Below are 6835 nucleotides of genomic sequence, written 5' to 3'. Positions count from 1 at the left end.
ACTATGAATGGAGTGACCCTACCCATCCGGCCCCTGCCCGGGCCAGAGCCGGGAGCCGCCACTGGTGGCTTTCAGCCGACAAGCGCGTCGAAGTCGCCGTCCCGGGCGCCCGCCACGAACGCCGCTATCTCCTCCCTCGTATAGACGAGAGCCGGCCCTTCCGGGTCCCGGCTGTTGCGCACGGCCACCCGCCCGTCCGGCAACGCCGCCATCTCCACGCAGTTCCCCGTGGCGTTGCTGTGACTGCTCTTGATCCACGCAGCCGATGCCAGGGAGCTCGAACGCATGCCGTTGAACAACTCCACCCCCACATACCTCTTTCGAATCGCTCGTACGTGCCCATGAGAATCGGACAGTGCAATCCCAGATGCAATTGCACTCGCGTGCCGACCTCGACGATACTCGTCCCGCACCGGCTGCCGCAGCGTTCGAACCCCGAAGCTCGCAGGGAGACTTCACCGTGACGATTCACATGCCGGACTCGACGAGCACGTACGCCGGGCCGATGAGCCCGCCGGGTCATGTCTCCGGAACCTGTGCGCCGTTGCCGAGCGAGCCACCGGACATGGACCTGGACGACGAGGGCTTCCTCCCCGCCGGCGGCTTCGCGGCGTGCGGCTTCGACGGCGCGCCGCGCAACGTCGGCCAGGCGCGCCGGTTCGTCGCCCACACGCTCGACCGGTGGGAGTTGCCGGCCGTCACCGGTGATGCTCAAGTCGTCGTCAGCGAACTGGTCACCAATGCGGTACGGCACGCCGTGCGGCCGCCCGCCGGGGAACGGGACGGGGACGGCCCCGGCGAATTCCCCGTCTGGCTCGGCCTGTTCCGCCACGCCACCCACCTGGTCTGCGCCGTTTCCGACCCCAGCTCCGTCCCGCCGCGTCCGCGCGAGGCCGGGGACCTGGCGACGGGCGGCAGGGGGCTGCTCCTGGTCGGCGCCCTGTGCGACACGTGGTCCTGGGCCCCGACGCCCCCGCGGGGCAAGACGGTGTGGGCCTCACTGGCCCTGTGACGACAGGGCCGTGGTCCCCGCCCGGTCCGCCGTCTCCGGATACCCCTTCCTCCGGACCCCTCCTCCAGGGCCCCTCCCGCAGGGCCGCCAGCCGACGGGCATCCCTCAGGACCGCCGGCCGTTGAATTCGTGACGAAGGTCCTGCTTCCGCCGTGTGACCCGGGGTACCTGCGGAGCCGTGACCACGCCCGGCCCGGGTGTGCCGAAGGACGGATCTGTTCCGCTGATCCGTTACGGCCGCCCCGGCGACGGTCATGGCTGTGGAGTTGCTGTCCGAGCACGGAGGAACGATGGCGAACCAGAACCAGGATCCCAATCCGCTCAAGGCGGTCGCCCACAAGGTGACCGAGGCGGTTCGCGGCGACAAGGGGCCCGCGGCCGAACTGCCCGGCCGCCCGGCGCCCGAGCCGGCGCAGGTGGACGAGCCGACCACCGTACGCGGGCCGCTCCCGCCCAAGCCCGACCAGAGCGGCCCCGACACCTGTGGGCCCACCGGCCGGCCGACCGGGGCCGACCGGTCACGGGTCGCGCAGGCCGGGCCGTACCTCACCACGGCGCAGGGCAACCGCCTGTACGACACGGACCACTCCCTCAAGGCCGGGCCCCGCGGCCCGGTCCTGCTGCAGGACCACCACCTGCGCGAAAAGATCATGCACTTCGATCACGAGCGCATCCCGGAGCGGGTCGTCCACGCCCGCGGCGCCGGTGCGCACGGGGTCTTCCAGGGGTACGGGACGGCCGCCAAGGTCTGCAAGGCGGCCTTCCTCGGCAAGGACGTCGAGACCCCGGTGTTCGTCCGCTTCTCCACGGTCCTCGGCTCCCGCGGCTCGGGCGACACGGTGCGCGACACCCGGGGCTTCGCGACGAAGTTCTACACCGGCGAAGGCGTCTTCGACCTGGTCGGCAACAACATCCCGGTCTTCTTCATCCAGGACGCGATCAAGTTCCCCGACGTCATCCACGCCGGCAAGCCGCACCCCGACCGGGAGATCCCCCAGGCACAGAGCGCCCACGACACCTTCTGGGACTTCGTCACCCTCCACACCGAGGCCACGCACCACACCCTGTGGAACATGTCCGACCGCGGCATCCCCCGCTCCTACCGGATGATGGAAGGCTTCGGGGTGCACACCTTCCGCCTGGTCAACGACGAAGGCGCCACCACCCTCGCCAAGTTCCACTGGAAGCCGAAGCTGGGCGTCCACTCCCTGGTGTGGGAGGAAGCCCAGATGATCAACGGAGTGGACCCCGACTTCCACCGCCGGGACCTCGCCGACGCCATCGAGGCCGGCGCGTACCCGCAGTGGGAGCTGGGCATCCAGACCTTCCCCGACACCCCGGAGCAGACCTTCGAGGGCATCGACCTGCTGGACCCGACGAACATCGTCCCCGAGGAACTGGCCCCCGTGCAGCCGATCGGCCTGCTCACCCTCAACGCCAACCCCTCGAACTTCTTCGCCGAGACCGAGCAGGTCGCCTTCCATCCCGGGCACCTCGTCCCCGGCATCGACATCACCGACGACCCGCTGCTGGCGGGGCGGCTCTTCTCGTACCTCGACACCCAGATCACCCGGCTCGGCGGTCCCAACTTCGCCCAGATCCCCATCAACCGCCCGCACGCCCCGGTCAACGACATGCTGCGCGACGGCCTGCACCAGACAGCCGTCCACACCGGCGTGGCGCCCTACCGCCCCAACTCGCTCGACGGGGGGTGCCCGTTCCTCGCGGGCGCGGACAACGGCGCCTACATCGAAGTGCCCGTCCCGGTCCCGGCCGCCGAGAAGGTACGCGAGGCACCCGCCTCCTTCTCCGACCACTTCAGCCAGCCCCGCCGCTTCTGGCTCAGCATGACCCCGACCGAGCGCGAGCACATCATCGGGGCCTACACCTTCGAACTCGGCAAGTGCTACGAACAGGCCATCAAGGAACGGGCGCTGAAGGTGCTCGCGAACATCGACCCCGAACTGTGCGAGCGGGTGGCCGCCGGCCTCGGCCTGCCGGCGCCCGAGCCCACCGAGCCCCTGGCGCCGGTCGAGCCGAGCCCCGCCCTCTCCCAGATCGGGCGGACCTGGCCCCCGGCCGGCCGGATCATCGGCATCGTCGCCGACCAGAACGCCGACCTTGACGGGGTGCGGGCGGTGCGCCGGGCGGCCCTGGACGCGGGCATGGTGCCCCTCGTCATCGCCCCCTCCGGCGGCACGCTCGACGCGGACGGCGACGAGCCGGTCGCCGTGCAGCGGACCTTCGCCACCGCCCGCTCGGTCGAGTTCGACGCCCTCGTCCTGGCCGGAGTGCCCGGCCATGGCGACGACGCCTACGGCGCCCGCGACGCCAAGGCCGGGGACGCCGTCCAGGCCGGGGCCACCAGCGACCCCCGGGTGCTGCTCATGCTCTCCGAGGCGTTCCGGCACGCCAAGGCCCTCGGCGGCTGGAACGGCGCGGTGAGCGCCTTCGAAGCGGCCGGCGTGCCGTCCGGCGCCCCCGGGGTGGTGATCGCCGACGACGGTACGGGCACCCTCGCCCGCATCGTCGAACTGCTCGGCAGCCACCGCGTCTGGGACCGGTTCCCCGCCACCGCCTGAACGGCCGGGCGGCCCGCCGGCGGCACGACGCGCTCACGCCTCCGCGTGCGCGTCGTGCCGCAGCGGCGTGAGCTGCTCGATGTCGTACCGCGCCCGCAGCGCCGCGATCGCGGCGTGATCCACGGGACCGCCCTGATCGAGGATCTCCAGGAGTTCGTCGAAGTAGCGCTCGTGGTCCGGTGGCGGCGACGCCTGGAAGAACATCTTCGCCGGTGCGTCCGTCCGGTTGGCGAACGCGTGCGGACAGCCCGGCGGCACCACGATCACCGTGCCCGGTGTGGCCCGCACCACCCGCTTCCCCGACGACGACTCCCAGTTCCGCCAGTCGTCCCGCGTCCGCACCCGCGGCTCGAACGCCAGCACGTCCAGCTCGCCCTCCAGGACGTAGAACAGCTCCTCGCTGCGCGTGTGCACATGCGCTCCGACGTCGAAGCCGGGCGAGACCACGACCTCGAAGCTCGACGCCACCCGCGAGTGCTCACCCGTCACCTTGAACGTCACCTGCTGGGCCGGCGTACGCAAGGTACGGCCCTGCCCCGGTGGGACGAGCAGCCCCTCGGGTGCGCCCTCCAGCAGGGACACCGGCGCCCCCAGGTGCGCGGTCACCAGGTCACCGGGAGGGACTCGGGCCCGCGGATGAGCGCACCGCGGCGGAACCGCAGCTGCTCCACCGGAACGGCGAACCGCAGCCCGGGGAACCGGTCCACCATGGCGTCCACGAGGAGCTCCGACTCCAGCCGCGCCAGCATCGCGCCGACGCAGTAGTGCGGCCCGTACCCGAACGCCACGTGCGGATTGGGACTCCGGTCGAAGTCCAGCGTCCCGGGGTCGGCGAACACCTCCGGATCGCGGTTCGCCGCCAGGTACGACACGTAGACCGGATCGCCGGCCCGGATGCGCACCCCGGCGACCGTCACGTCCTCCAGCGCGATCCGCGACAGGCCCACCGCGCTGCGGTGCGGGATGTAGCGCAGCAACTCGTCGATGGCGCGCGGGCGGATCTCCGGCTCCTCCCGCATCCGGGCGAGGTGCTCCGGGTGCGTGAGCAGGAGGAACAGCATGTTGCCGACGTTGTTGGTGACCGCCTCGCCGCCGATCTGGATCAGCAGCGCCAGCCCGACCGCCTCCGACGCGGTGATCTCACCGTTCTCGATGGCCGCCGCCAGCAGGCCGATGACGTCCTCCCCGCCGGGGTGCCGCTCGCGCAGCACCTCCGCGAAGTAGGCGCACATCTCCTCCTTGGCCTGCTGACTGCGCTCCGCTCCCTGTGCCGAGGACAGGATGAGCGACGTCCACTCGTGCATCCGCGGCCGGTCCGCCTCCGCGACACCCATCAGCTCGCAGACCACGGCCAGCGGGAACGGGCCGAGCAGCCGCTCGGTGAAGTCGGCCGGCGGCCCGTCCTGCAGCAGCTCCTCGACCAGCTCGTCGAGGCTCTCCTTGGCCCGCTGCCGCACCCGCTCCACACCGCGCGTGGTGAACGCCGGTGCCACCGCGCGCCGCAGCCGCGTGTGGTCGGGCGGGTCCTCGAAGCCGACCGCCCCGTCGACGGGGATGAAGTGCGGGGCCAGCCGGGTGACGTCGTGCTGGACGACCAGCTTGCGGCTGAAGCGCGGATCGTTGGTCACCATCCGCACATCGTCGTAACGCGTCACCAGCCAGGCCCAGCCCTCACCGTTGGGCAGCTTGATCCGGGTGACCGGCCCCTCCCTCATCAGCTCGGCGAGCACCGGGTCGAAGTCCACCCCGAACAGATCGAGCGCGGGCCATTCGCGCACGGGGGGAAGGGGGGCCGTGGTCGTCTCATCCAGCACGGTGCGATTCCTCTGCGAAGACGCGGTCAGGAGCGGTCGGAGATGGTCCAGCGACCGAGGGACATCTCGGCGGTGATGCCGGGGCCGAACCCGGCGAGCAGGCCGCGCGCATCGTGCTCGGCGCTGCCTTCGTCGAACAGCCGGCGCAGCGCGTCCAGGACGACGGCGCTGGCGATGTTGCCGTACTCGGTGAGCGTGGCCCGACTGAAGCGGAACGCCTCCGGCGGTACGCCCAGGAACTTGCTGAGGTCGTCGAGGATCCTCGGCCCGCCGGCGTGGATGATGTAGAAGTCCAGGTCGGACGCGTCCCAACCGTGCTGCCCCGCCAGCTCCTTCAATGCGGGCGCCAGCGGTTCCATCGTGCCGGGCACGCGCTTGTCGAGCTTGAAGTGGAACCCGGTGTCCTTGATGTCGTACGCGATCCACTCCTCGGTCTGCGGGACCAGGTACGAACCGTTGCGCTCCAGCGAGATGCCCGTCCCGCCCCGGCCGCGCATGACCGCGGCGGCCAGACCGTCCCCGAACAGGCCGTTGGACAGCAGGTTGCCGACCTCCAGGTCGGTGGGCTGGTAGCACAGGGAGCAGAACTCGCAGGCCACGATGAGCGCGTTGGCCTCCGGGTAGGCGGTGCAGAAATCGTGCGCGCGGTTGATGGCCGCACCGCCGGCGGCGCACCCCAGCTGGGCGATGGGGATCTGCCGCGTGTCCGTGCGGAAGCCCATCGTGTTGATCAGCCAGGCGGTCAACGACGGCATCATGAAGCCGGTGCAGGACACATAGATGATCACATCGATGTCCTGGGCGCGGAGTTCCGCGTCGTCGAGCGCCTGGCGGATGACCGCCGGCACACGCGCCTTGGACTCCGCTTCGTAGACCGCGTTGCGGGCCTCGAAACCGGGGTGCTTGAGTGTTTCCTCGATCGGCCGCAGGAGATGCCTTTTCCGTACGCCGGTGTTCTCCATCAGCCGCAGCGCCAGCGCCAGCTGCGGGTGGTCCGCGTGGATGGACCGCGCCAGATCAAGCGTCTGCTGCATTGTGATGACATGCTCAGGGACCGCCACTGCGGGTCTGCACAACGTGGCCATGACGTAAGCCCTTTCGTCGCGTTTGCTCAAAGAATCACGGACCTGCGACCGCGGCGCGCGTCGAGGATTTCCCGCCCCGGTTGAGCCGAAGCGGTGACCGGACGACCCAGCGGTACCGGCGAACGGCCGCTCCGGGACGGGCGCCCGGGCGGCCCGCCGCCGCCCGGGAACGCCTCCGGCGAGTGCCACCGCCCCCTCCGCGCCCCGGATGGTCCCGGCCCGCGACGGTGAATGGAGAGCGGCGCTCGCGCGGCGCGCAACAACAGAGACCGTCCGGCGAGCCCACTCCTCACCCGGGTGGCCGAGCACGACATGCCCGGGGCGGATCCCGCGGCGCAGCAT

The 6835-nt window shown here is 71.1% G+C and carries 6 protein-coding genes; 2 read left to right on the top strand and 4 right to left on the bottom strand.

What is annotated here, in order from left to right:
- Positions 1-71: 71 nt before the first annotated feature.
- Positions 72-305, bottom strand: a complete 234-nt coding sequence (locus IH00_RS0130705; RefSeq protein ID WP_031079297.1) for a DUF397 domain-containing protein — start codon at positions 303-305, stop codon at positions 72-74.
- A 155-nt stretch (positions 306-460) separates the two neighbouring features.
- Between IH00_RS0130705 and IH00_RS0130700 the strand changes: the two genes are divergently transcribed.
- The gene (locus tag IH00_RS0130700) at positions 461-1012 is read left to right on the top strand and encodes an ATP-binding protein (protein WP_234335020.1); all 552 of its coding nucleotides are present in this window, start codon (positions 461-463) and stop codon (positions 1010-1012) included.
- Positions 1013-1302: 290 nt separating this feature from the next.
- Positions 1303-3594 (top strand): catalase, encoded by a 2292-nt coding sequence (locus IH00_RS0130695; protein ID WP_031079295.1) that lies wholly within the window; start codon positions 1303-1305, stop codon positions 3592-3594.
- A gap of 33 nt (positions 3595-3627) precedes the next feature.
- Here the strand turns inward: IH00_RS0130695 and IH00_RS0130690 are convergent, their stop codons facing one another.
- From IH00_RS0130690 to IH00_RS0130680, 3 genes are read right to left on the bottom strand one after another with little or no spacing between them, the layout of a single operon-like run.
- The gene (locus IH00_RS0130690; protein WP_031079293.1) at positions 3628-4176 is read right to left on the bottom strand and encodes a cupin domain-containing protein; all 549 of its coding nucleotides are present in this window, start codon (positions 4174-4176) and stop codon (positions 3628-3630) included.
- A 20-nt stretch (positions 4177-4196) separates the two neighbouring features.
- The gene (locus IH00_RS0130685; protein ID WP_031079292.1) at positions 4197-5408 is read right to left on the bottom strand and encodes a cytochrome P450; all 1212 of its coding nucleotides are present in this window, start codon (positions 5406-5408) and stop codon (positions 4197-4199) included.
- 26 nt (positions 5409-5434) lie between these two features.
- A complete protein-coding gene (locus tag IH00_RS0130680) occupies positions 5435-6835 on the bottom strand; it encodes a type III polyketide synthase (RefSeq protein ID WP_267882614.1) in 1401 nt (466 codons plus the stop codon).

This window comes from Streptomyces sp. NRRL S-118, from assembly GCF_000716335.1.
Classification (GTDB): domain Bacteria; phylum Actinomycetota; class Actinomycetes; order Streptomycetales; family Streptomycetaceae; genus Streptomyces.
This window is presented reverse-complemented; position numbering and strand designations above follow the sequence as displayed.

Coding starts and splice junctions, on each gene's coding strand:
- IH00_RS0130695 (WP_031079295.1), top strand. CDS start 1,303: ATGGCGAACCAGAACCAGGATCCCAATCCGCTCAAGGCGGTCGCCCAC.
- IH00_RS0130680 (WP_267882614.1), bottom strand. CDS start 6,835: ATGCTGCGCCGCGGGATCCGCCCCGGGCATGTCGTGCTCGGCCACCCG.